A 24,193-nucleotide genomic window follows, 5' to 3' on the forward strand; every position below is an offset into this window, starting at 1 on the left:
CAACAAGAGTCATGGTTTCAGCTTTCAATATTTCCAAGCCTCAAGTTTATGAAACTAGAACAATTCAGTTATCGAGTCCGCTTTTACACATTGGCTCTGCGGTGTCTCGGCTCAACCCATTTGAATATGTTCAAACCAGTCAAAGAGTCTATCTTCCAGAGCAAGAAGCTCTGGCTAGAGAATTGTCAAATCGAGGCAAATTGCAGGATTATATCAGTGCGATAGAGCATCGACAAGAAATTCTCAGTATTCTGAGATCAACTTTTGGTGAAAATTGGCAAGATGCTAAAGATGTTTTGGGAAATCCTATTTTTCCACCAGGAGCAATTGATAGGAAATGGACTGATGAAAAAGTAACTGATTTACGGCCCATGATTCGTAATGGATTCGGACAGCTTTACATTCCCGGCAGCTCAATTAAAGGTGCCATTAGAACAGCGATCGCTTATTACTTACTCAAAAATGCTGAGAAGTACGGAGTTCCTAATTCTAACCGAGTGAGTGCGATCGAGGAACGACTGAGGCAGCAGTTAGATAATAACCACTTGCAAAAACAACAAAAGTGGGCAGACGATCAGCTATTCATGGATAGTTTATTTGCGGATTTCTCATTAAATTATCAGGGAAAATCAATGGCAGCGGCTACCGGGCCGAATACTGATATTATGCGAGCTGTTCAAGTTACTGATTCTCAACCTCTAATGGAAAGGAAAGTGACGATGAAAAATAACAAAATAGTTACTTTTAACATTCCCGTTGTAGCTGAAATTCTGGTTTCTAGTCACTTTGATAATGATAATGCTAAATACAGAGCTTCTATTTATGCAGAAGTTGTCAGAAATGTTAAAACCCAGTTTACTTTGTCCTTAGATACGGAAATGTTATCCTGGTTTCAACACAAAAGAGGCATGAAAATTCCTTTTAAATCCGTTGATGAATTGCTGAATATTTGCCAAAGTTTTGCTAAAGAACAGTGGGATGGAGAACATGATTACTGGATGATGGTCAAAAACAAACAGCATCAAGGTAAAAATCTTGATTTTGCAGCAATTAGAGATTTTTATGAACCAGAACAATGCCCTTATCATTTGCGAATAGGTTGGGCTAGTGGGATGACCGGAACCACGGTAGGATGGCTATTTGCAGATGATTTGAGATCCCAAATTAGAGATACTTGTGGGATAAGAGCTCCCCAATTTGAAGCTCCCAAATCTCGTCGTACTGTGGTCGATCCTAATGGCAATATTAAATATGTCCCGGGGTGGGTAAAGTTTCGAGGATAATTAATGCTGATTCGTTCAACTTGGACATTGACTGTTTGTGAACCGATGACACTTCCTAGGTCTTACGGCTTGGAGTTGGTCAAACAACTTCATCATCAATTGGGGTTAGGAATTGGTCTCAATATGATCCCCGACACCAGCTTTTCTAGCATCATGGGACGGTGCTTGGGGGCTGGAGATTTCATTACATTTCAACCTGAAGAGTTGTATCAGCTAACCTTTTCTGGTTTGCAAGAAAAAAGTTCTAAAGCGATCGCATCTCTTGATTTATCAGGTGGTTTAGAATTTTTAGGAGTTCAATTTAAAGTTACCGATCGCCAAGATAATATCACAAGTTACGAACAACTTTACACTACCTTAGTAGCTAATGAACCGGAGCCAATTTTTGAGTCTCAACTCAAGTTTACAACTCCCACTTCTTTCGCCCAAAAAGCCATAAAGCTCCCCCTTCCAGTTCCCGGACTGATGTTTCGGAGTTGGCTGCAATCTTGGAATAATTTTGCTCCGATTTATTTGGGTAGTGGAGAATTGATTACTTATTTAGCAAATGCGATCGCTCTTAAACGTCATCGAATTTCTACTCAGCTATGTAGAATTGGGAAAGACTCAGTTAATGGATTTGTTGGTGAAATCACCTTAAAGGCATTGTACAAAACCGACCCCCTACTGGTGAATGTCGCGAATTTGTTGGTTCAATATTCTGAGTTTTCAGGAACTGGAATTAAGACAAGATTGGGAATGGGTCATACAGAAACTTATTCAAGGATTAATTAATTATGAGAACCGCTATCACGAAAATCATTTCTTTTCTGGGATTCAACTCTTACCAAGTTACCAAATATCAACATCCTACCCAGTCAATCTCTTTAACAACCAAATATTACCAAGAGGCTTTGGCTGAATTTTATCAGCCCCAGAAAATATATATTTTCTTGACTCCAACAGTTGAAACAAAATGTCCTGGTAGGGGAGACCAGAAAGAAGACCGCTCAAATTGGCATCAACTTGAAGAAATATTGGCACACAAGTTTCCTGAACTTGAGATTGTCCCAGTCAAAAACATTCCTGAGCGGAATAGTCCAGAAGATATCTGGACAATTTTCAATAAAGTTAATGAATGTTTGGAAGATGGCGATCGCGTCATTTTTGATATTACTCATTCATTTCGCTCTGTGCCAATTGTTGCGCTTTTGGCAGTTAGTTATTTTCGAGTGGTGCGAAATATTACCATTGAAGGTTTGCTTTATGGTGCATTTGAAGCTAAGGAGAATGGCATTACCCCCACCTTTGACCTTTTACCAGTAGTCCGCTTGTTTGACTGGCTTACAGCAACCGATCAGTTTCTGAAAACTGGGAATGGTGAAGACTTGGCGAAATTGTTGCAAGAGGCACAGGGTCATACTCAAGCATTGGGCGATCGCATTTTAGAAATTTCTCAAGGTTTGCAGTTATTGCGTCCCATGGATGTCATGACCGCCGCCGCAGCTTTACCGGAAAGTATTGAACAAGGTAAACCAGACTTAGCACGAGTTGTTCCACCTTTTGAACTATTATTAAATCGTGTGGTGAGTGAGTATGGTCAATTTGCTTTAGCTGAACCGAAAAACTATCAAGTCAATGGCAAAGCTGCATTACAGAAACAGCTTTTTGAGATTGAGTGGTATGCCAAGAAGGGTCTATATGTCCAAGCTATATCACTAGGACGGGAATGGCTACCTTCTCTCCTCTGTTATCATTTTGAACTCGATCCAATGGAGAAACAAGCACGGGAGGAAATGGAAATCCTTTGTTGTGGTGGTAAAGTGGGAGAGCGTGAGTCAATTTACCGCAGTCAATATAAAGAGATTGAACCATCTAAGCGTAAGATGATCAATCAGTTATGGAATAATCCCCCTTGTAAGTTGGCTAATTTACGCAATGATGTTCTTCATTCTGGTTTCCGTAAAGATCCGAAAAGTGTTGAAGAGATCAAACAAACATTACAAAAAATTGTCGAAGACCTGAAAACAATTGCTCAGGTCTGGGGTGTATTTGATGAAGAATAGAAAAGCCCAATTTTAATAGTTAGCGTGTCATTCATTCCTCCCAACCCAGAGGGAGTCAAATATGCTTCACAAGTAAAAGTTGAGCCAGATCGCCTGTGAAAATCACTAATTGAGAACAATCAACATGAGACTTGCCATTTCGGAAACTTGGCTAACTATCAGTTAGTCACATCGGACAAGCCCCCCAAGGGGGAGCGATCGCCCCTGTAAATGGCTTCTACACTGACATTAGAGGCAATTGCTCAATTAAATTTTTAGATATTTGCGTAAATTTAGTGGTTGTCCCTGATAGGTAGATAGATGATCAGCCCACCGGATGGCCATCTCTAACTGCAATCGGAGGATAACCTTTAGAAAAGTTTACAGTCCCAAGGTAGATTCAAGTAGATTTGTGTTTGATAATAAGGGGATACCATTAAGCCTTTAAGCATTAGGTTTAATAGAGTGAAAGTGCCTCACTGTAAGGGTTATAGATTCTATTGACCCACATTTTGTAGCACCCTTTTTTAGAACTTTTGCCGGGGTGAGGGACGATCGCCTCTGGGTTAAGGTGGCGGCGCGGTGGTGGTGGGATGCGATCGCCAACTGGAAGTCTGGCCATAGACTCACCCAGAACCGATTGACCCGACCACCATGTTTAGACCTTTTTATTGGAACTTTTCCTATGGGCGTTATCTATATCGGCGATCGCAATACTGGCAAAACTTCCCTAGTCCTGGAACTGGCTCATCCCAGCAGCCAGTTCGTCAAAGTCACCGATCCCCTTTACGATCAACTTAAAGCCCTTCTGTGTGACAAGGGAAAAACCAAGGCTACCGATGCCAGCCAGGCTACCCACGATCGCCAACTGGAGATCGAAGTGACCCTGCCCAGCCGACCCAAAAACATCTATACCGAATGGATAGATACACCGGGGGAAATATGGCGCGCGACTTGGAAAAACGACAACCCCGACGAGTGGAGAAAATTTTTGAAAACCGCTCACAGCAGTCAAGGGGTGTGCCTAGTCCTGTCCCCCTACCGGGAAATTATCCGCCAGGGGGATGGCATCATTCAGGAAGACTTTATCACCCGCAAACAATGGATTAAACGATTTGAGCGCTGGGTAAAATTTTTCCGCCAAGACTGTCGCCAAGCCAAACATCTGGTTCTGTGTCTGAACAAAGCCGACCTGATCCGAGGCATCGACCTGAAAGAAGAAGCCCAAAAACTAGCCTACCATCCCGTCAATGCGGAGATGAACTGGATGCAACGCAACAACTACGTTTTCAAAAGGTTTTTCAGTCCCCTACAATCCCACATCGCCGAACTGAACCAATATACCTCCGGTTTATCCGTGAAATGTTTCATCACTAGCATTTACAGCCGGGAACTGGTGGAACTTCCTTGGATTTATCTGGGCACTTATCTTAGTAGTAACCAATAAAGGAGTCAGCTATGGGCAACATTTGCGTAATCGGCCCCAGGGCATCTGGAAAAACCACCTATCTCGCCGGACTCAGCTACTTTTCTGAGTACCGGGGTTCCCGCAGTGAATACAGCATCGAACCCCTGAACGACGAGACTCACAAGCTGGCGGAAGATGCCGACCAGACAATTTGCAACGGGTTAGCGGTTGAACCGACTGTGCTAGGCGATCGCATCAGAAGTGTGGATGACCTTCCCGACTACTCCTTTAAAATCGAAGTCAAACAGAGATTCCTCAGACCCCGAATCGATATCCAACTGACCGTTCGCGACTACCCCGGCGAAGTGTTCGATAAAATTCTCCACTCTTCCCCAGACCCGATTATGGAAGAATTTATCGACGAATGTTTTAGGGCTGACGTGGATGGTTGTTTGCTGTTGTTTACGGAGTGGGAAAGCAGCCGAGATCGTTTTTATAGCCAATTGATCAAGCAATTTTTAAAAATTATGGACGAACACGATCGCCTAAATAACTATCGCCTAGCCGTAGCCATGAGTAAATGCGAACGGGGGGAAATTTGGCCGGGAAGATTGGACCCGGAAACCGACCTATTTGGCATTTACTTGAAAAAAACCCTCAAAACCCTCAAAAAATCCGTTCCCCCCAAAAACTTGCAGTTTTACGCCATGTCAACCTTCGGCGTGTCGGGACGGTATGACCCTCGCCCCAACCGGGCGGATGCTCGGGGAACTAACGGACGAGTCTCGATTTTACGAGAACCGAACCGGTGGCAACCTTACAATTTAGTTGAACCGTTGTGTTGGTTAAGTACCGGCCAAATCTGAACTTTAAGAGTGAGTCGATCATGCTATTTGACAACCAAACCAACTCGACATCATTATCCGTCAAAACCTTGGGCGGAGATTCCGTGGTGCGAATTATCGGCGATCGCAGTTCCGGGAAAACCACTTATTTGGCATCCCTGGCTTACTGGCCCAACGCCAGCCCCGATAATCCCGTGCAAACCGTCTCCCCCGTCGGCGAAGACAGCGAGGAACTGGTAAACAAAGCCAGAGACATCCTAGAACAGGGATTATTACTGGAACCCACCAACCTCCACGATATCGACGCGGTGAAGGATTACACCCTCAGCATCACCCTCAAAGATCGCTTTTCCTGGTTGCGGGGGTCGGGAAAGATGGTGCAAATCAACGTCAGTTGTAAGGATTACAGCGGCGAGTTTTTCCGGGATTTGGTGCATAAAAGTGGCGATCCGATGCTGGATGATTACCTCGACGATTGCTGTTTGGCGACCGGGTTAATGGTACTCGTCGATGGAACCGCTCACCGCAAGGATAAGGACTATTGCGCGGGGATCGAAAAACTGTTGGTGGAACTCGATCGCGCTGAGTTGAAGAACCAACATCGACGGATTGCCTTTGTGTTGACTAAGTGCGAACAGTCGGAGTTGTGGGTGAACCGCCACGAACCGAAAAAGTTGGCAAACATGAGATTTCCCAAACTCTCCGCCCAACTGCAAAGCTATTCCAAACTAAACCGCGTGGGGGTGGAGTATTTCACTACTTCCGCCTTTGGGATTTTGGGGAAACAGTACCCCGAACCCAACTCGAAACGGTTGAAGCGATCGCGTGATGGGACAACTTCCGTGATTAAAAAACCGAGAGTCTGGCGGCCCTTTGGTTTAGTCGCCCCCATTTACTGGCTTTGTACCGGAAAACGCCACCCGGAACTCGATCGCGACTAATGCGATATTCCCGATGTCCTCATTTGCAATCTTTTCACAGCCATGACGATGATCTACATTCACGAATTTAGTACCGGAATTGAAGTGAAACGAACTTCCGATGGAGGGTGGGAATCGGGGGGATTTACCGGAAAGTACATGAATTGTACCCGTGAAATTCCCCCGGAGATATTAAATGCCATTTCTAGTGGCGAATTTTCCTTGTCAGAAGGGGGCCTCCAAGATCATCCGGCGATAGTGGGGCGACAAGTCGGGGGATATTCCGTGGTAGCCGTCGTCAGCCGGGGACGGGACGATCGCGGGCGGGGCCTATCGCTATACCGCTATTTTTGGTGTGAGGGAAAGGACTATATCGAAGCAATTTTGCGATCGATGATTTCGCGATCGTCGAATAAAGTTGATCCTCTCGTCTTCGATCCCGATTACCAACCCCCGTCAACCGGATACCCTTTCAACCCGGATTCACAGCCTGTTTCATTAGATAAATTGGCAGAATATTTAGACTCATCGCCACCCATCGTTATTCCCCATAAACAACGCTGTACGCATTTGATATTAAACGAGATAGCGAAACGACAAGGCCAGGACTATTCTTGGGCTTATAATGTAGCGGCCTTAGAAAATCCCTGGTATTTCCAAGTAATTTATCCCGCCAGTTCCGAAGCGGAAAACAATTTCAAGGAAGTTTTAGCCCGTCGTCCCCGTGATTCCGTATTTATCTCTGGGGAAGCGGGGATTAAAACCGCGATCAAAGCCATCATAAAAGGTCGCGTCAAACCCGAACACATAAACAGCTTGGAAATCGCTTTAGCCCATCCCCAAATCGATGCTCAATTTTGGAACAAACTCTTAGATGGTCTAGGAGCATCCAAAGCCTACAAAGACAAAATATACTCCGAACCGATGGTTAGGCTGTTGACCTTAAAAGCCCTACTGATACCGAAATTCTTGCCCGACTTTTTGATTTGGATACAAACCGCCCCCAAGCCGGATGACTGTTGGGAATCTTGCCGGAAATTGCAGGCATCGATTGTCACAGAGTACCAAAAGAATATCCACGGCTTGCCATGTCTGACTCGAAATGTTAAGGACGGAATTTATAGTCTTCTCTCGCGCTTAATCACCAAACCAAAATCCTCCAAATCCGACAGCAAAATTCAACATAAACTCCGTGGTTTAGTGCATTCCAAATTTGATATACCACAACTTGTTAAAGCGACTAAATTATTACTCACCCAAAAGGATGGGTTTTGGTCGCAGGTTTACCGCGTGTCTTTCACCAAAGATTTGGCAGATGCTCTCACCCAAATACCAGATTTATCGGAACCAGGAGTCATCAAAGATTACCCAGAAGAACAGCAGAAATTCTTAACAAATTTACAGCCTTTTTGGAGATATCCCGGCAAAACTGACAAGAACTATTTATCCTTAGCTCAATTCTTTGAAGAAGTGGAGGAGCCACATTTCGCCGCCATTTTTTATCAAATATCAACGGGTAACGTTCCTGCAAATATATTTTACAGCCTATCTCGAAAGGGCAATGTTAAAAAAGGAACATTGTTCGAGATGAAGCTAATTCGCCAAAAGGGATTGCTCGACCATATCCATTCTGCTTTAGATGCAGGGATTTATTTTGTCACAGAAAATTTAATATTGATTATAAGAAGGATGGTAATAGGTTTATTATTAGGTACAATAGGATTAATAACAATATTGTTAATAAGTAGTTTGTTGATATCTCTGTATGAGAAGGATTTGCAGGCAAGTATGGACGAGAAAATAGCCGCTCTAGAGGAGGAATTAAAATCTGCACAGGCATCAACAACAGACACGAAGAACCAAGAGACTTGGACGGAAATTAGTCCTGAAAATCAAGAACGTTTTAACAGAACACATAAGGCAATCAAGGCAATGATTACTAATTTAACTGATTACATAAATCAACTACCACCAAACACTCTAAATAGCATAGGTATTCCCGAGAATGTACAGGATAATAACGAGTATATAGTTTTATTTTGTGTCAGAAAAATATTAGGAATCGACCAAAACTTACAATATGGAGAAATCCGTCAATATAACGAAAGATGGCAAAAATTTAGTGACGCAATTTGGAAGTATCAGGAAAAAAAAGGAGCAAATACTCCTGATGGCGTGATTGATAAAGATGGTCGAACACAAAGATGGTTGGAGGAAGATATCAGAAATCAATGCTTAAACCAAGATGGAGGCTAAAATATGTTAATGATTTTACAGACAGGATGCCTGTGCTATGGGGTTCGATTGGTTAACGGAAACAGTACATTATGACACTCTCTGTTTATATGCTTGATTCTCCATTTAATTTGGATAAAAATGAGATTAAAAAGGCGGTCAAAGCTATCATGAATTTCCGCACACAACCGGAATACATAAACAGCTTGGAAATCGCTTTATTTCATCCCCAAATGGATGCTCAATCTTGGAACAAACTCTTAGATAGTCGAGGAGCATCCAAAGCCTACCAAGACAAAATATACTCCGAACCGATGGTTAGGCTGTTGACCTTAAAAGCCCTACTGATACCGAAATTCTTGCCGGAATTTTTGATTTGGATGCAAACCGCCCCCAAGCCGGATGACTGTTGGGAATTTTGCCGGAAATTGCAGGCATCGATTGTCACAGAGTACGAAAAGAATATCCACGGCTTGCAATGTCTGACTCGAAATGTTAAGGACGGAATTTATAGTCTTCTCTCGCGCTTAATCACCAAACCAAAATTCTCCCCATCCGACAGCAAAATTCAACATAAACTCCGTGGTTTAGTGCATTACAAATTTGATATCCCAAAACTTGTTAAAGCGACTAAATTATTACTCACCCAAAAGGATGGGTTTTGGTCGCAGGTTTACCGCGTGTATTTCACCAAAGATTTGGTATATGCTCTCACCCAAATACCAGATTTATCGGAACCAGGAGTCATCAAAGATTACCCAGAAGAAAAGCATAACTTCTTAACAAATTTACAGCCTTTTTGGAGATATCCCGGCAAAACTGACAAGAACTATTTATCCTTAGCTCAATTCTTTGAAGAAGTGGGGCAGCCAGATTTCGCCGCCATTTTTTATCAAATCTCAACCGGTGAGGTTCCTGCAAATATATTTAGCCAAGTATTTCCCAGAAGACATATTAAACAAGGCAACCTGTTTGAGATGATGCTAATTCGCAAAAAGGGATTGCTCGACCATATCCATTCTGCTTTATATGGGGATACTTATTTGGTCACAGACAATTTAAGATTGATTATAAGAGGGATGGTAATAGGTTTATTATTAGGTGCAATAGTATTAACAACAATATTGTTAATAAATAGTTTGTTGATATCTCTGTATGAGAAGGATTTGCAGGCAAGTATGGACGAGAAAATAGCCGATCTAGAGGAAAAATTAAAATCTGCACAGGCATCAACAACAGACACGAAGAACCAAGAGACTTGGACGGAAATTAGTCCTGAAAATCAAGAACGTTTTAACAGAACACATGAGGCAATCAAGGCAATGATTACTAATTTAACTGATTACATAAATCAACTACCACCAAACACTCTAAATAGCATAGGTATTCCCGAGAATGTACAGGATAATAACGAGTATATAGTTTTATTTTGTGTAAGACAAATATTAGGAATCGACCACAACTTTCAATATGGAGAAATCGGTAAATATAACGAAAGATGGCAAGAATTTAGTGACGCAATTAAGGAATATCAGAAATCCAAAGGAGCAAATACTCCTGATGGCGTGATTGAGAAAGATGGTCGAACACAAAGATGGTTGGAGGAAGATATCAGAAATCAATGCTTAAACCCAGATGGAGGCTAAAATATGTTAATGATGTTACAGACAGGATGCCTGTGCTATGGGGTTCGATTGGTTAACGGAAAGGGTGCATTATGAGACTCTATTTCTATATACTGGCTGGTCTAATATCTGCTTTGCTGGGGTGGAATATCGCCCAGGTGTTCCTTAGCGATTTCGGCTGGCTGCAAGGGTTTCCGGAAATTGTCTTGTTTCCCTGCATGGCGATTTCCCTGGCAATTGGCAGCGTCACCAACGAGATTTTTATCAGTAACCCCACCCGTCCTAAACTGAGTGTACGGATGCTGCGAGTTCCGCTGATGTTGGCGTTTATGGTGGGACTGATAGCGGGGGGAATAGCGGGGGGTATTTCCCAAATTCTGTTCGACCCTAGCCTGGCAATTCCGCCGGTGATAATTCGGGTGTTTGGTTGGTTGGTGGTGGGAGGTTCGGTGGGTTTGGCTGAGGGGTTGAGTTGGCGGTTTCATAGCCTGGAGGCGGGAAACCCCAAACGCTTTTACCTGCGCCTATTTATCAGTATTTTGGCGGCGAGTATTGCCAGTCTCATCGCGGCGGGTATTTTTGAGCTGATGCGTTTGCTAAGGCTGATGCCAGCGGCTTTTAAACCCTACGAAGACCCGTTGGGGTTTGCAGTGTTGGGGTTGTGTTTGGGTGTGGCATTTGCCATCACGAATGCTTCCCCCACTTACCTGCCGGCTTTGAGGGCGGGAAGCGGATTTGAGTACCAGGAAGAAGATCACCAAGATATTTCTGTTTTGGATGAGGACAGCGAAGATGATGATCCGAAAATCAATTCCTCGATGCTGCGATTTATTACTTATCGATCGCACGACGAATTTGATGATGATGAAAAAATCGAAGAAGGGATGTCAATCGAACTACCCAGGCGGGGCATGATTCGGATCGGTTCTTCTGTAAAATCAGAAAACAAAGCGGATATTTATCTGCCCCATCTGCTCCCGTACCTGGCAAATATTAAAATCGAAGGAAACCGGGCTTTTTTAACGCCCCATAAGAGACAATTCCTGAAAATTGCGATTAACGGAACCAAGCTGAGATCTCGACGTAAAGTTTCACTAAAACACAACTATGTTATTACATTCTATACCGAACCATCCGAAAGTTTTAAAGTCCCGAAATTCTACCGGTTTGTATTTTATAATCGCTTTTTCGATCCGATGGCTTAGTGGTAGTGCGATCGCATTGATGATCGCGTCCCCAGTTTTCGGACAAACGGCGGAAATTGTGGGTCGTCCGAGGATAAACAATGACAATGTTACCCTGCGCCTGCAAGTCAGGGATGAGAGAGGTCGTCCGGTCATGCAATTGCAGGAGTCGGATTTTCAAGTGATTACAGATGATGAACCCGTCGGGATCAAATCTTGGCAAAGTCCCCAAGAAAGCACCCCTCCTCCGGCTTGGATTGTGGTTTTAGTTGACTTGACTGGGAGTATGAACGAACTCGATACAAGTGGAAAGCGAAGAATAGATGGTGCCCTGGAGGCGACGCGACGATTTTTAGAACAAATGAGCGATCGCGGTGGTGATACGAAGGTGGCGATCGTTCCGTTTGGGAAAGGTGGCGCAAACTGTCCGGGTTTCGAGGTGACACAGCGGGGGATTGACTCCAGATTTTTCCCGGCGAATGATATCAAACAAACCAACTTTCTGGATTATCTGGCGGCGCAAACACTTTGTGCAGCTACGGATATTTACGGTCCGTTGTCAGAAGCGATCCGAGTCCTGGGAAATCGGCAAGATCCACGGTTTTACGTTCCGGAAGATTCGGGTAGACCGGAACCTCGGCTATCGGTGATTCTCCTCTCGGACGGCTTCCACAATCAACCGAACGAACAACAAGATTTCGATAATTTAATTACCTTACTGGAGAGAAATAATAACATCATTGTTCACACTCTCGGCTATGGCTTAACCCCCCAACAGGTGGGGCAAAAATATAACTTGGGACGAGCGGCAACTCGAGCTGATGCTGATAAAAATCCCCAATTGGCAAGGGACTTTGTTGATCCTGAACGCCTGCAGACCATTGCGGCAATAACAGGAGGAATTGCGGAATTTTCGGGAAACGCCAATGACATTGCCAGGAACTTGCAACTTTTCCTAGATTCCCTGTTGGGAGAATACGAGATTGTTTTCCAGCAACCGAACGCGGAACGGGGAACGCAACACGAAGTTTTGGTACAAGTGACGGTTAATAATCAGCAAATCAAGACGCCACCGAAAACTTACACGATGATGGTTTTTGGGCGATCGCTTCCCCAGAAAACACGCTTAATTATGACTGGTATCCTCTTATTGGTGCTGATTTTGGGAGGGGTTATCCCTTTCTTGAGCTGGAGCAATTATATGAAAAGAGAGGCGGAGCATGATTTTTGATGATGGTTTCTATATTGTTACTTGACAATCTCAGGATAACTGTATAAAATGGGTATCATAACAAAAACAAATCAGACCGTGAAATGCTTTAAATATCGCTTAGGTTTTTTCCTGTTGAGCGGTGGGTTATTGGTGGGCTGCGAGGCTGTCTCGGAGGTGTTGCCAAGGGAGGTATTAAACCATCTCCCTAAGAGTCTGACTAACTCGTTAGAATGTCCGGAGATGCCCCGTGGTTCTTTGTCGAATCCAGAGGCGATCGCCATAGATAGCCAAAACTTTCAAGGAACGGGAATTGTGCGATCGGGTGAGGATACTGGTTTTGTGTTTTCGGGTGAAAAAGGCAAACTATTAAGTTATCGCTATAATGAGGGAGTGTGTGTTTGGATTTACGCCCCAGATAACAGTTTAGTATTGGGTAATGAATTACCTCTTAATGGGAGGTATACGGTTCATGTCGCCTCACTCGGAGGAACCAGAAATTTCGAGATAGAAATGAGTTTGTCGGCTCCAGTGGCAGCAGTACCACCACCGGCACCGGCACCGGCACGGACAGCGACACCGACAGCGACACCGACAGCGACACCGGCACCGACACCGACAGCGACCCAGACACGCACATCAACGGCAAGACAAAGACCGGAAAGAACTGCCAATGATACTGGTCGCGCGCCTAGACCTCAGAGGCAAGAAACAGCGATCGCACCCTTTAGGCGATCGGATTTTCCGAAATCAAGTTGTGGCGATCGACTGCCAACTAATCGGGCAGACTATCCAATTAGATTTTATCCGGTAAACGTTCCTGATAGTGAAAGTAACTTACAAAGAACAAAAGCGATTTTTTGTAGAGATGCCTATCGAAGATATCGTCATGCCAATGATGATTATCTGATTCAAGTTGCCTCATTTAACAGTCGTTCAAGGGCGGAGGCTTTTGCCAGAATGGTTAACGAACAAGTCTCAGGAGCAAGTGTTGGAGTAGCGAGTGTAATCAATGCACCTTGATTGAGACTGAATGAGTCGATAGCCCAGATCAACCCTATAAAATATATGGAAATCCGGGGATTAAATGCCATGATAATTAAGTTAAAGCTACTAATGCGGTTGTTCTCGATCCTATTTGTAGGAGGATTATGGGGCTGCGAGGCTGTCTCGGAGGTGTTGCCAAGGGAGGTATTAAACCATCTCCCTAAGAGTCTGACTAACTCGTTAGAATGTCCGGAGATGCCCCGTGGTTCTTTGTCGAATCCAGAGGCGATCGCCATAGATAGCCAAAACTTTCAAGGAACGGGAATTGTGCGATCGGGTGAGGATACTGGTTTTGTGTTTTCGGGTGAAAAAGGCAAACTATTAAGTTATCGCTATAATGAGGGAGTGTGTGTTTGGATTTACGCCCCAGATAACAGTTTAGTATTGGGTAATGAATTACCTCTTAATGGGAGGTATACGGTTCATGTCGCCTCACTCGGAGGAACCAGAAATTTCGAGATAGAAATGAGTTTGTCGGCTCCAGTGGCAGCAGTACCACCACCGGCACCGGCACCGGCACGGACAGCGACACCGACAGCGACACCGACAGCGACACCGACAGCGACACCGACAGCGACACCGACACGGACAGCGACACCGACACCGGCACCGACACCGACAGCGACACGGACAGCGACACCGACACCGACACCGACACCGGCACCGACACCGACACCGACACCGACAGCGACCCAGACACGGACAGCGACACCGACAGCGACCCAGACACGGACAGCGACACCGACTCAAACTCAAACTTCTAGGAATTCTCCCCAGATAGACTTGACCCAGGAGCAAGCGGTAACGTTAGTGAATAGATGGTTGAGTTCTAAAGGGCGTATTTTTGCGGCTCCTTTCGATCTTCAGTTAGTTCGCCAATATACTTCCGGTCCTTTATATAAAAATATTACACAACCTAATGGTTCGATAGATTGGCTTCGCAAAAATAACTCGTATTACACCTATCGGGAATCAAAAGTGATCAATGTTGTTTCTTTTTCGGTTTCCGGCTCTCGTCCAGAATTAATCGTTACTGTCTACGAAGATCGAACATTCCATACACCAAGGGGAATTGATTCGCGTCTATCTGGTGCGAGTAAAGGGAACTATCGATATTGGTTTGTCAAGGATAACGGACGGTGGAAAATTTACGAAAGACAAGCAGTAAATTGATATGGCAATTGCTCCGGGGAATACGATGGCTGAGACTTGAAAATCAAATTAATTTCATTTTTTAAACTTGGAAACAACCATGATAAATATAACAATGATTACCAAAAAAATATATAAACCGCTGCTATTCGGAGTCTGTGGGGGAGCCGGATGTTTGCTGGGGGCGCTAATTTTCGGTGAAATATGGCTGTATCTAACTCGACAACCTCCGGGGTTTCTCACCAAGCCTAAAGCGGTGGTCCTGCTGATAGACACATCTGGAAGTATGAGCGGCCAAAAACTGCGGGAGGTGCAAACGGCGGCATCGGAATTTGTGAGCCGACAAAACCTGAAACGCCATGATTTAGCTGTGGTAGAATTTTCCAGCCGGGCGAGTGTGGTGGCAGATTTTACCCGCAATGAAACGGAACTACAACAGGCGATCGCTCGCCTTTCCGCCAGGGGAGGAACTAACCTCAGCGAAGGCTTCAACCTGGCAACTTCTGTCCTCCAAAATAGCGATCGCACTCCCAATATCTTACTCTTTACCGACGGCGTACCCAACAATCCGCCGATGGCCGCATCCATCGCCCAACAAATCCGAGCCTCCGGAATTAATTTGGTAGCGGTGGGAACGGGAGACGCACAAATCAACTACTTAACCGCTCTAACTGGCGATCCAGATTTGGTGTTTTATGCCAACTTCGGCGACCTTGATCGTGCCTTCCGGGGGGCAGAAAAAGCGATATATGGACAACAATTGGTCGAGTCGGATGAAAGCGGTAATTATGGCTTCTTTTTCGGTGTTTTTCGTATAGGCGTATGGACGGGATTTTTGGCGATCGGAACTTCCCTCGCCTTGATTATCGGACAAAATTACACCCTGCGTCGTCGCCTCCTCTCTTTTCAAGAAGGGAGTTGGGGAGGTGGGGGTGGTTTGGTGGCTGGATTCGTCGGGGGAGCCGTCGGTCAAGTGGTGTTTCTTCCCAGTGGTTACCTTCCGGTTTTGTCGGTGGTGGCTCGGCTGACGGGGTGGACGGTACTGGGAACCCTCGTCGGCGGTGGAATGTCTCTATTTGTGCCTAATCTACCTCGGAAAAATGCGCTGATAGCGGGGTCGGTGGGAGGTGTTTTTGGTTCTTTAAGTTTTCTGGTTTTTGAATCTGTGACGGGGGTGATTTTAGCGCGTTTGGCAGGGGCGACGATTTTGGGATTTTGTATCGGTTTGGCGATCGCCTTGAGCGAACAATTTTACAGTTCCTTGTCCGGTTCTGTAGTGCTGTTGGTTCACTGGAATAACCAAGAATGTACGATGGTTGCTTTGGGAGAAAAGCCCATCGAAATCGGCAGTTCCCGAAATGCCCATGTTTACTTATCAAAAGATGCCGGATTTCCGGCAGAATTTGCCAAAATTTTCCTAGAAAATGGTAAAATTATCTTAGAATTTGACTCGGCTCTGTCACAGCATCCGAAATTTGGGAAAATGAAGCGATTTAGACAAGAACTAAATGATGGCGATCGCCGCCAGTTTGGAGATATTATATTGGAAGTTCAAGAAAGGCTTTAAATCAGGTATTATTTGATTAATTTTATGTAAATGGTTCAATATACACTTTACCTGTTAAGCACCAGTCAACCCGACCCGCATCCAGTATCCTATAATCTGAATATCAGTGAAAAGGAGGAAAACAACCCGGAGAGTATTTTTAATTCAAAATTGCGTGAAAAAATGCGATCGCAATTGCAACAACAAACCGCCTGTGCCCTGAACAATGCTAACCTCGAACAAATCATACAGACATGGCTAGAAGATATCCGAGAAGGCTATCGAACCACATCTCTCACGTTGGATTTACCTGCCCTGGAATTCGAGGAGATCCACCAAATACAAGATTCGGGCGATCGTCGAATTCCCGATTTATTCCCTCCCGATTTTTCGCAAATTGAACCCCAAGGCGGTGCTTTACCTCCCTTGGATTTTACCTAAATTTCACCAACCATGCTGAACGTTACTATCACCCCCCACTTAGAATTTCTCAATGCTGATAAAGCTGGACAAAAGCTATTTGTGATGCTGAAACTGCGACCTAATGCGGAGGTGTCCGCCAGTCGTCCCTCGACCACATTTAGCTTTGTGATCGATACCAGTGGCTCCATGTATGAAGTTTTGGAAGGGGAGGAGACTATACCCACAGGTAATAGTTATTTCCTGGATGGAAAGCAATATACACAAGTCACCGGGGGAAAAACTAAAATTGACCAGGTGATCGAATCCCTCGAAGGTCTGGTCAGTTCCGGCCAAGCTGACTCCCGCGATCGGATTGCATTAGTCCGGTTTGATGACTCCGCGTCGGTCCTGCTTCCCCTGACTGCATCGACAGATACGGCATCTTTGAAAAATGCGATCGGTCAACTCCGAAATTTCAGCGGCGGCACTCGCATGGCTTTGGGAATGGAAGAGGCTTTAAACATCCTGAAAAACTGCGATCTCAGCAGTCGCCGGACTCTCATTTTCACCGACGGACAGACTTTTGATGAAAGCGATTGTCGAGACCTGGCGACACAATTCGCTGAGGCGGGAATCCCCATTACAGCTTTGGGAGTTGGCGAGTATAACGAGGATTTGTTACTGTATTTGAGCGATCGTACTGGGGGCCGAGTTTTTAATGTTGTGGAAACACAAACCCACACCGGAACCACGGATATTCCTATTTCCGAACTTCCTAATACAATTTTTGAGGAAGTTCAACAAGCTCAATCGGAAGTGATCAATAACCTCAAGTTAAATATCAGCACAGTCAAGGGTGTCAAATTAGCACGAATTAGTCGCGTATATCCCGATAGTGCTGAAATTGCCCTGGATAAAAAGCCTTATTTAATTGGAAGTGCGATCGCCAATGATGACACGGTTTTTCTATTAGAATTTGACCTGGAAAGTCATAGCCAAGCCAAGGTTCGTATTGCCCAACTTGGTCTGACTTACGACATTCCGGGAAAGCAACGGCGGGGTGAACTTCCCCCCCAAAACCTAGTCGTTCAGTTTGTGGCAGGACAGGGAGGAAGCGCCCAAACCAACCCGGAAGTCATGGGATATGTGCAGCAGCGAAATATCAGTGGAATTGTCGATCGCGCCGCCAACCTCGCTGATCAAAATCCCGAACAAGCGGCAGAATTGCTGGAAACTGCCCGACGATTAACCGTTAAAATTGGCAACGACGCAATGGTTGAATCTCTCAACGTCGGCATTGAAGAAGTCCGCAAAACTCGCAAACTTTCTTCTGGAACCCGCAAAACCGTCAAAATGGGAGCCAAAGGTAAAACTGTGAAAATGAGCAACGATTCCGAACTGGGTCTTTCCGAAGACCAAATTCGCAATTTAACCGGATCATAAATGATTCCAACTCTCACTAAAATATTAGCCCTTTATTAGGAGATAAAATCATGTCTATTACTTGTCCAAGCTGTAGCTATGATAACCTGGATGATGCCGAATTCTGCGAGGTCTGTGGTACAGAATTGAACACTGCCACATCTGTGCCCGCACCCCCTGAACCTGTCAGTAATTCCAGCCCCGAACTTTTTCCCTTCACCCCTCCCTTTGAGGAAGTCGATCTTTTCCCCAAAAACGAACCCCTCACTTTCCCTACGGCTACCACTGCGCGTCTGGTCGCCAAACAAGCTAACGCACCTCAACCTGAATTTCGTTTAGATGGTGTGGCACTGGTGGGAGTTTTTGACCCGGATATGGGGCCGGTGGATATCGATTTAGAAAACTTTGCCGGGGGAGAAACGGTATCGCGCCATCACGGAGAAATTTACCCGGAAGCGGGTAATTGGATGATTAAAGACTTGGGTTCAACTAATGGAATTTTCATTAAACCAAAGGGTCAAAGTCGCTTCGGAGCGAGGATTACTAGCCCAACTTGTCTTAATCCCGGTGATGAGGTTGCTTTTGGAAAAGTTCAGTTTGTGTGGGCAAACTCTGAGTTTTAATTGACTCAATTAGGAGATAAAAAACTGGGATTATCTCCTGTCTTATGGTTCAACTTATACGGATTATTAAATGGGCTCGTGATTTCAGAAAATACCTGTTTACAAATCGGAGATTTTGTGGTAAGAGTTGCCGCCAACCTGGGTCAAAGCAACGATCGCATTCACTATTTTAAAGTAAGTCTGGAAAATGCAGGTAGTGAACATCCTCAACTGGGACTTTTGCGAGTGGGTTCGGCAACGGGTTTGTTGCAACAAGAATTACAATTGCGGGAAACCTTGGCGGATTATAGTTTGGTTGCACCCATACTCGCTCAAATCCAGGTTCCTGATCTGTCTAAAATTGTGCAAGAACCCTTGACAGAAGAAACCATCGAAGCTGACCATATCACCCCGGAATTAACTGCCCATCAAGACCACGAATTATCGACTTTATCGAGTCCTGATGGGTCCGAGGAAATCCCCGAAAATTCGGAGGATATAGAGCAGTTAACAAATGAAACAGAAACCGCCGCAGATACGGCAGAAAGCATAACCGAAAATCAAGAAAATCAGACCCTAGAAAATACGGCGGAAAATATCACGGATAATCAAGATTTATATGAAGGGTCTGAGCCGGAGACAGATGAGGGAGAAAATTACCTGGAACCTGAATATTATCCTGAAGAAAATCTAGCGGGTGATGAAGGCGATCGCCTATTGGTATTGACCGAATTTCCCCATCCTGAGCGGGTATTAAGTCAGTGGTTAAAAAATAGTCCGAACCCCCTGGAAGTTTTAAAAGCGATCACGCCAATTTGTCAATTATTCTGGTATTTCCATCAACGTCACTGGTGTGCGATCGACATCAACCCAGATTGGTTAGAAATAGGTCAACCCATTCGCTGTTTTGACCTGACTGGCGTTTACCCAGAAGACACCCCAATGAGTTCGGGAGTCATGGGAAATTACTGTGCCCCCGAACTATCATCCCATCCTATTCCTAGTGAAAAAAGCAGCGTTTATACCATTGGTGCTTTACTGTATCATGGGTTGTATGGAAGAGAGCCAGACAGTGATTTTCTGGGTGTAAAAAAATGCGATATGCCCCATTTGTCACAACTGCTAACTATCTCCTTGTCCGCCATTCCTGATGAGCGTTTTTCCTTGTCACAACTGCGAGGTTTGGTCATCGAAACTCGTAAACTATTGGGGGGCGATCGCGTCAATTGGGAAATCGCCAGTGAATCTACCCTGGGACTGTCTCCCCGACGACTCCAAAATGAAGATAGCTACGGAATTGCTCAAATTAATCAAGGAGCATCTGAGCAGGTTATTTTAGCAGCTTTGGCGGATGGTATGGGAGGAATGGCCGCGGGTGAGGTAGCCAGTCGTTTGGCGGTGAAAACGGTTATTGATGGATTTCGCCAGGAAGAAGAAAATATTTCAAAAAACAGCAGCCAGTGGTTAATTTCTATTGTCGATCGCGCTAACTCGGCGGTATCTGAGGCGGTACATAATGGCGGAACTACGTTAAGTTTAGCCTTGATAGAGTCCCGAAAATTGGCGATCGCTCATGTGGGTGATAGTCGCATTTATCGGGTGAGTGACGGCAAAATTGAGCAGTTGAGTGAGGATCATTCTTTGGTGGCGCTGCTGGTCGCCAGCGGTCAAATTTCCGCCGAAGAAAGCCTCGAACATCCCGATCGCAATGTTTTGACTAAATCCTTGGGCTCGAAACCCAATCTTTCCCCGGGTTACGTGCAAACGAAAAGCGATATTCAATTGCAAGATGGCGATCTAATTTTGTTATGTTCCGATGGAGTCTGGGATTTAATTAGTAATGAGGAATTTATCGAAATTTTTAGCCAATCTCAACCCTTGCAAACTGCGGTTAATGAAGCAATTAATTTGGTGCTAAAACGAGACGCACCCGATAACGCGACTTTGTTGGCATTACGATGCAGTATTACTCCCATTGCTGTTAAATTTAACAGAGTTGAACAATCCTTAAAAACTTTAATTTAATTGACGGTAACTAATTATGAGTAACATCTGTCCATCATGTGCCTATGACAACAGCCCAGGCGATCGCTTCTGCATGGCCTGCGGAGCTACTTTAACTCCCACTAGCACCACTACTACTCCCACTAACTCAGGACTGTATTTACCCACAGGTACATGGCTAAAACAGGGCAAATACCAAATCCAAAAATTTATAAGTCAAGGCGGTTTTGGGATTACATACAAAGGGATTTACTGCGCTAATTCTGCTACTGTAGCCATCAAAGAGTTGTGGCCAGAAAATGGATGCAGACAAGGCACATCTGTACTCTGGCCCTTATCAATTACCCCGGTTGATCGAAAGAAACAACTTCATGAGTTCCAATTAGAAGCTATTTATTTAAGTCGTTGTAAATCTCCTCATATTGCTAAAGTTTATGATTGCTTTGAAGAAAATTCAACTATTTATATGGTGATGGAGTTTATAGAGGGTTCAACTCTATCCAATCTGTTATTGAATAATCACCAACCCCTAGATGAGCCTCTAGTGATTAAGTATACCAAAACCGTCGCTGAAGCACTCACAATTGTTCACCAGCACAATTTATTGCATAGAGATATTAAGCCCGACAATATTATGATTGGCAGTGGCGATCGTGTCGTTTTAATTGATTTTGGAACTACCCGAGAATTTATCGCTGGAAAAACCGGAGATATGACCGTAATTTTAAGCAGAGGATACGCCCCATTTGAGCAGTATTCTAGCCAAGCCAAACGCTATCCCTCCACTGATATTTATGCCCTGTGTGCTTCTATGTACGAATTATTAACAGGAAAATTACCCGCCGACTCAGCCGATCGCGCCCAAGCTATTTCTAATAACTTACCCGATCCTCTAGTTCCCCCCCGACAACTCAACCCTAATATTAGCCCCTACATTCAAAAGGTAATATTAACCGGGTTAAAATTTCGGGTAAATGAACGCATACAAACCGCCCAAGATTTTATCGATGCCCTGGATGGTAAACTGATTTCTCCGCTTCATAAAACCGCCAAAACTTGTGTTAAAAAAGGCAAGTTAACCGATGCTGTCACCGCCTATCAAAATTGTTTAACTCAAGAACCAGACAACGCCGAAGCCCTCATAGAATTGGCGATTATATTATTATATCATCATAGCGATCGCGCTGATAGTATTGCCAGAAAAGCCCAGCAAATTAAACCCCAAGACGGTCGAATTTATGGCATTTTGGGGTTAGTTAGCTGTCGTAGCCAGCAGTGGAAACAAGCGATTCAACAATTACAGCATGGCATTAAACTTAGTCCAAAACAAGCCTGGATGCACGCTAACCTAGGTTGGGCATGGGGAAAAGAGGGAAACTGGCAAAAAGCGGATCAGACAATTCAACAAGCATTAAACCTAGATCCTAATTCTAGTTTTGCTCTGGGGGTTAAGGCTTGGATATCTTTCCATCTTCGCCAGTGGAAAATCGTAGTTCAGGCGGGAACCCAGGGAATTTTTAAATCTCAGCAGCAGCCCTCCTCGGTGGCGATCGCCCTAAAATCCTGGCTTTATCCTCTCACAATTGCCGCTTTAGAACGAGTGACAACCAACAAGTCTGGTGACATAACACGGCGACTGCAAGCCTTCACTCAACAAGTCCCCAATAATGCCTTGGCTTTAGGATTTAAAGCGTGGTATGAGTACCGTAAAAGTGATCATGTATCTTGTCGTCAAAGTCTCAATTTAGCAAGTCAGTGTCCGGAAATACCCGATTGGGTGATGAGAAATGGAGGTTTAATTTATGAACATCTGGGAGATTTTCAAAAAGCGGCTGATTGGTATAATAAAATATATCAAAAACAACCCAAAGATGCTTGGATTTGTTATCGTTTAGGGACAGTTTTAGCCGCCAGCGGTGAGTGGCATCAGGCGAAAAATTATTTGGAGAATGCAGTTAAATGCGATCGCAATTTGGCGGCAGCTTATCGAAATCTGGGCTGGGTTTTGTTGAATTTGCGAACTGCAGACGGTCAAGTTAAATCGCCCCGGGAGGTCTTAGTAGCCTATCGTCAGGCTGTGACACTGTACGACCGCCAAGACCCCCAGCAAGCCCAACATTTGCGCTCAAAGTTTCAGGCTATCAATTTGCCATTATAATAAATGGAAGGGGGCTCTTCCAGTGATGGTTATACTGAAAGGGTTGGTGCGAGACGTTGAGGAGTGAAATAGGGCTGCAATGCCTGAAATAACCTCCCAGTGGGACTTCCACTCCTTGGTGGAATATAAGGGATTCGCCACCCTGACCATCCCATAACTGTTTATATGTCCCGACGTTTGGAAAAATCCAAACAAGGCAGGGAACTCAAGGTCCTAGACAAACTGAGAAATCAGGGAGTAGAGAGTAACGGCGGTAGCCACCCCCAGTTTTGGGAATCACAACCCCAGGATTGAAGCGGGGAACGGAAGGCGTGAAGTAGAACCCACTACCAGATGCGACCACTGCCAACCACCCATGACTAAGGAAATCTGAATGTTCCGACTTGAACCATCGTCATCAGTAAGTAGCGAAATAGGTTGACACGCTGCGCTCAAAAGAGTATGGGGAAAAGTAGGAGTTTCAACTCACTACCTACACAGACCTTTAAAATTACCCCGGTGGATAGGACGAATCTAAAGATGGAATGCCCCCATAGATGGAACGTTTAAACCCCTCATTGGCTCTGCCTCACGGCAGAGCGTGAAAAGTGTAAGCGTATACCTTTAAGGGGAAAGGATGTGACTGAAAGCTAATGCCTAACTGTAATGGTTAGGATATGCCCACTAGTCACGGTGTGGATATAGAGACTGCAATAAGTAAGAGTTTAATGGCGAAAGCGAGTTGAAAGACTAACGCAGACATATAGCTTTGAAAGTTGAAGTCATCAAGCGGGGGGTTGTAGCCCTGTTCCTACTGACAATAGGGTATCCACATCAGGAGCCGTGTGCTGGGAAACTCGCAAGCACGGTTTGGAATTGGAGTTGGGGAAGGCAACTTCCCTTTCGACCATAACGGTATTTCTGAACATCTCCAATCGGACAAGCCCCCCAAGGGGGAGCGATCGCCCCTGTAAATGGCTTCTACACTGACATTAGAGGCAATTGCTCAATTAAATTTTTCTAAATTTGCGTAAATTTAGTGGTTGTCGCTGATAGGTAGATAGATGATCAGCCCACCGGATGGCCATCTCTAACTGAGGATCACTGAAATGGGAGGATCACGTTTAGAAAAGTTTACAGTAAAAAA

20 protein-coding genes are annotated in these 24,193 nt (G+C 44.7%); 18 read left to right on the plus strand and 2 right to left on the minus strand.

The window, feature by feature from the left end; translation table 11 throughout:
- Positions 1-11 precede the first annotated feature (11 nt).
- The 3 genes from csm5 to csx2 are packed head-to-tail and all read left to right on the plus strand — an operon-like array spanning position 12 to position 3,328.
- Positions 12-1,283, plus strand: a complete 1,272-nt coding sequence (gene csm5, locus HFV01_RS08025) for a type III-A CRISPR-associated RAMP protein Csm5 (RefSeq protein WP_006624610.1) — start codon at positions 12-14, stop codon at positions 1,281-1,283.
- Between the two features lie 3 nt (positions 1,284-1,286).
- Positions 1,287-2,057: a CRISPR system precrRNA processing endoribonuclease RAMP protein Cas6 gene (gene cas6, locus HFV01_RS08030; RefSeq protein ID WP_006670428.1), complete on the plus strand. Its 771-nt coding sequence runs from the start codon at positions 1,287-1,289 to the stop codon at positions 2,055-2,057.
- A gap of 2 nt (positions 2,058-2,059) precedes the next feature.
- The gene (gene csx2 / locus HFV01_RS08035; RefSeq protein ID WP_006624612.1) at positions 2,060-3,328 is read left to right on the plus strand and encodes a TIGR02221 family CRISPR-associated protein; all 1,269 of its coding nucleotides are present in this window, start codon (positions 2,060-2,062) and stop codon (positions 3,326-3,328) included.
- A gap of 436 nt (positions 3,329-3,764) precedes the next feature.
- Here the strand turns inward: csx2 and HFV01_RS08040 are convergent, their stop codons facing one another.
- Positions 3,765-3,929 (minus strand): hypothetical protein, encoded by a 165-nt coding sequence (locus HFV01_RS08040; RefSeq protein ID WP_162198542.1) that lies wholly within the window; start codon positions 3,927-3,929, stop codon positions 3,765-3,767.
- Here HFV01_RS08040 and HFV01_RS08045 point away from each other — a divergent pair.
- The 15 genes from HFV01_RS08045 (at position 3,879) to HFV01_RS08115 (ending at position 23,067) form a co-directional block, all read left to right on the plus strand.
- Positions 3,879-4,754, plus strand: coding sequence for a GTPase domain-containing protein (locus HFV01_RS08045; protein ID WP_081593260.1), 876 nt, complete (start codon positions 3,879-3,881; stop codon positions 4,752-4,754). The two genes, HFV01_RS08040 and HFV01_RS08045, sit on opposite strands and share 51 nt — an antisense overlap.
- A gap of 11 nt (positions 4,755-4,765) precedes the next feature.
- Complete coding sequence (locus HFV01_RS08050) at positions 4,766-5,581, plus strand: hypothetical protein (protein ID WP_006624615.1); 816 nt, start codon at positions 4,766-4,768, stop codon at positions 5,579-5,581.
- Positions 5,582-5,601: 20 nt separating this feature from the next.
- On the plus strand, positions 5,602-6,501 hold the full coding sequence (locus tag HFV01_RS08055; RefSeq protein ID WP_006624616.1) for a hypothetical protein: 900 nt from the start codon (positions 5,602-5,604) through the stop codon (positions 6,499-6,501).
- Positions 6,502-6,543: 42 nt separating this feature from the next.
- On the plus strand, positions 6,544-8,736 hold the full coding sequence (locus HFV01_RS08060) for a hypothetical protein (protein WP_193520984.1): 2,193 nt from the start codon (positions 6,544-6,546) through the stop codon (positions 8,734-8,736).
- Between the two features lie 71 nt (positions 8,737-8,807).
- Positions 8,808-10,361, plus strand: a complete 1,554-nt coding sequence (locus HFV01_RS08065; RefSeq protein ID WP_193520985.1) for a hypothetical protein — start codon at positions 8,808-8,810, stop codon at positions 10,359-10,361.
- A gap of 71 nt (positions 10,362-10,432) precedes the next feature.
- Positions 10,433-11,545: a hypothetical protein gene (locus HFV01_RS08070; protein WP_046320898.1), complete on the plus strand. Its 1,113-nt coding sequence runs from the start codon at positions 10,433-10,435 to the stop codon at positions 11,543-11,545.
- A 19-nt stretch (positions 11,546-11,564) separates the two neighbouring features.
- Positions 11,565-12,755 carry a vWA domain-containing protein gene (locus HFV01_RS08075; protein WP_046320897.1) on the plus strand — a complete coding sequence of 397 codons (1,191 nt, stop codon included), beginning with the start codon at positions 11,565-11,567 and terminating at the stop codon, positions 12,753-12,755.
- Between the two features lie 48 nt (positions 12,756-12,803).
- Positions 12,804-13,757: a hypothetical protein gene (locus tag HFV01_RS08080; protein ID WP_187757697.1), complete on the plus strand. Its 954-nt coding sequence runs from the start codon at positions 12,804-12,806 to the stop codon at positions 13,755-13,757.
- 69 nt (positions 13,758-13,826) lie between these two features.
- Positions 13,827-14,954 (plus strand): ARC6/PARC6 family protein, encoded by a 1,128-nt coding sequence (locus tag HFV01_RS08085; protein WP_318286218.1) that lies wholly within the window; start codon positions 13,827-13,829, stop codon positions 14,952-14,954.
- Positions 14,955-15,033: 79 nt separating this feature from the next.
- Positions 15,034-16,500, plus strand: coding sequence for a vWA domain-containing protein (locus HFV01_RS08090; RefSeq protein ID WP_006670437.1), 1,467 nt, complete (start codon positions 15,034-15,036; stop codon positions 16,498-16,500).
- 30 nt (positions 16,501-16,530) lie between these two features.
- Positions 16,531-16,920, plus strand: coding sequence for a hypothetical protein (locus tag HFV01_RS08095; RefSeq protein ID WP_006624626.1), 390 nt, complete (start codon positions 16,531-16,533; stop codon positions 16,918-16,920).
- 12 nt (positions 16,921-16,932) lie between these two features.
- Positions 16,933-18,324: a vWA domain-containing protein gene (locus tag HFV01_RS08100; protein ID WP_006624627.1), complete on the plus strand. Its 1,392-nt coding sequence runs from the start codon at positions 16,933-16,935 to the stop codon at positions 18,322-18,324.
- 50 nt (positions 18,325-18,374) lie between these two features.
- Positions 18,375-18,926, plus strand: a complete 552-nt coding sequence (locus tag HFV01_RS08105; RefSeq protein ID WP_006624628.1) for a double zinc ribbon and FHA domain-containing protein — start codon at positions 18,375-18,377, stop codon at positions 18,924-18,926.
- Between the two features lie 78 nt (positions 18,927-19,004).
- Positions 19,005-20,930, plus strand: coding sequence for a protein phosphatase 2C domain-containing protein (locus HFV01_RS08110; RefSeq protein ID WP_231296351.1), 1,926 nt, complete (start codon positions 19,005-19,007; stop codon positions 20,928-20,930).
- Positions 20,931-20,946: 16 nt separating this feature from the next.
- The gene (locus HFV01_RS08115; protein ID WP_006624630.1) at positions 20,947-23,067 is read left to right on the plus strand and encodes a protein kinase domain-containing protein; all 2,121 of its coding nucleotides are present in this window, start codon (positions 20,947-20,949) and stop codon (positions 23,065-23,067) included.
- Between the two features lie 205 nt (positions 23,068-23,272).
- Here the strand turns inward: HFV01_RS08115 and HFV01_RS08120 are convergent, their stop codons facing one another.
- On the minus strand, positions 23,273-23,416 hold the full coding sequence (locus tag HFV01_RS08120) for a hypothetical protein (RefSeq protein WP_008051070.1): 144 nt from the start codon (positions 23,414-23,416) through the stop codon (positions 23,273-23,275).
- Positions 23,417-24,193: the final 777 nt, after the last annotated feature.

Origin of the sequence: Limnospira fusiformis SAG 85.79 (assembly GCF_012516315.1) — a bacterium.
GTDB classification, from domain to species: domain Bacteria; phylum Cyanobacteriota; class Cyanobacteriia; order Cyanobacteriales; family Microcoleaceae; genus Limnospira; species Limnospira fusiformis.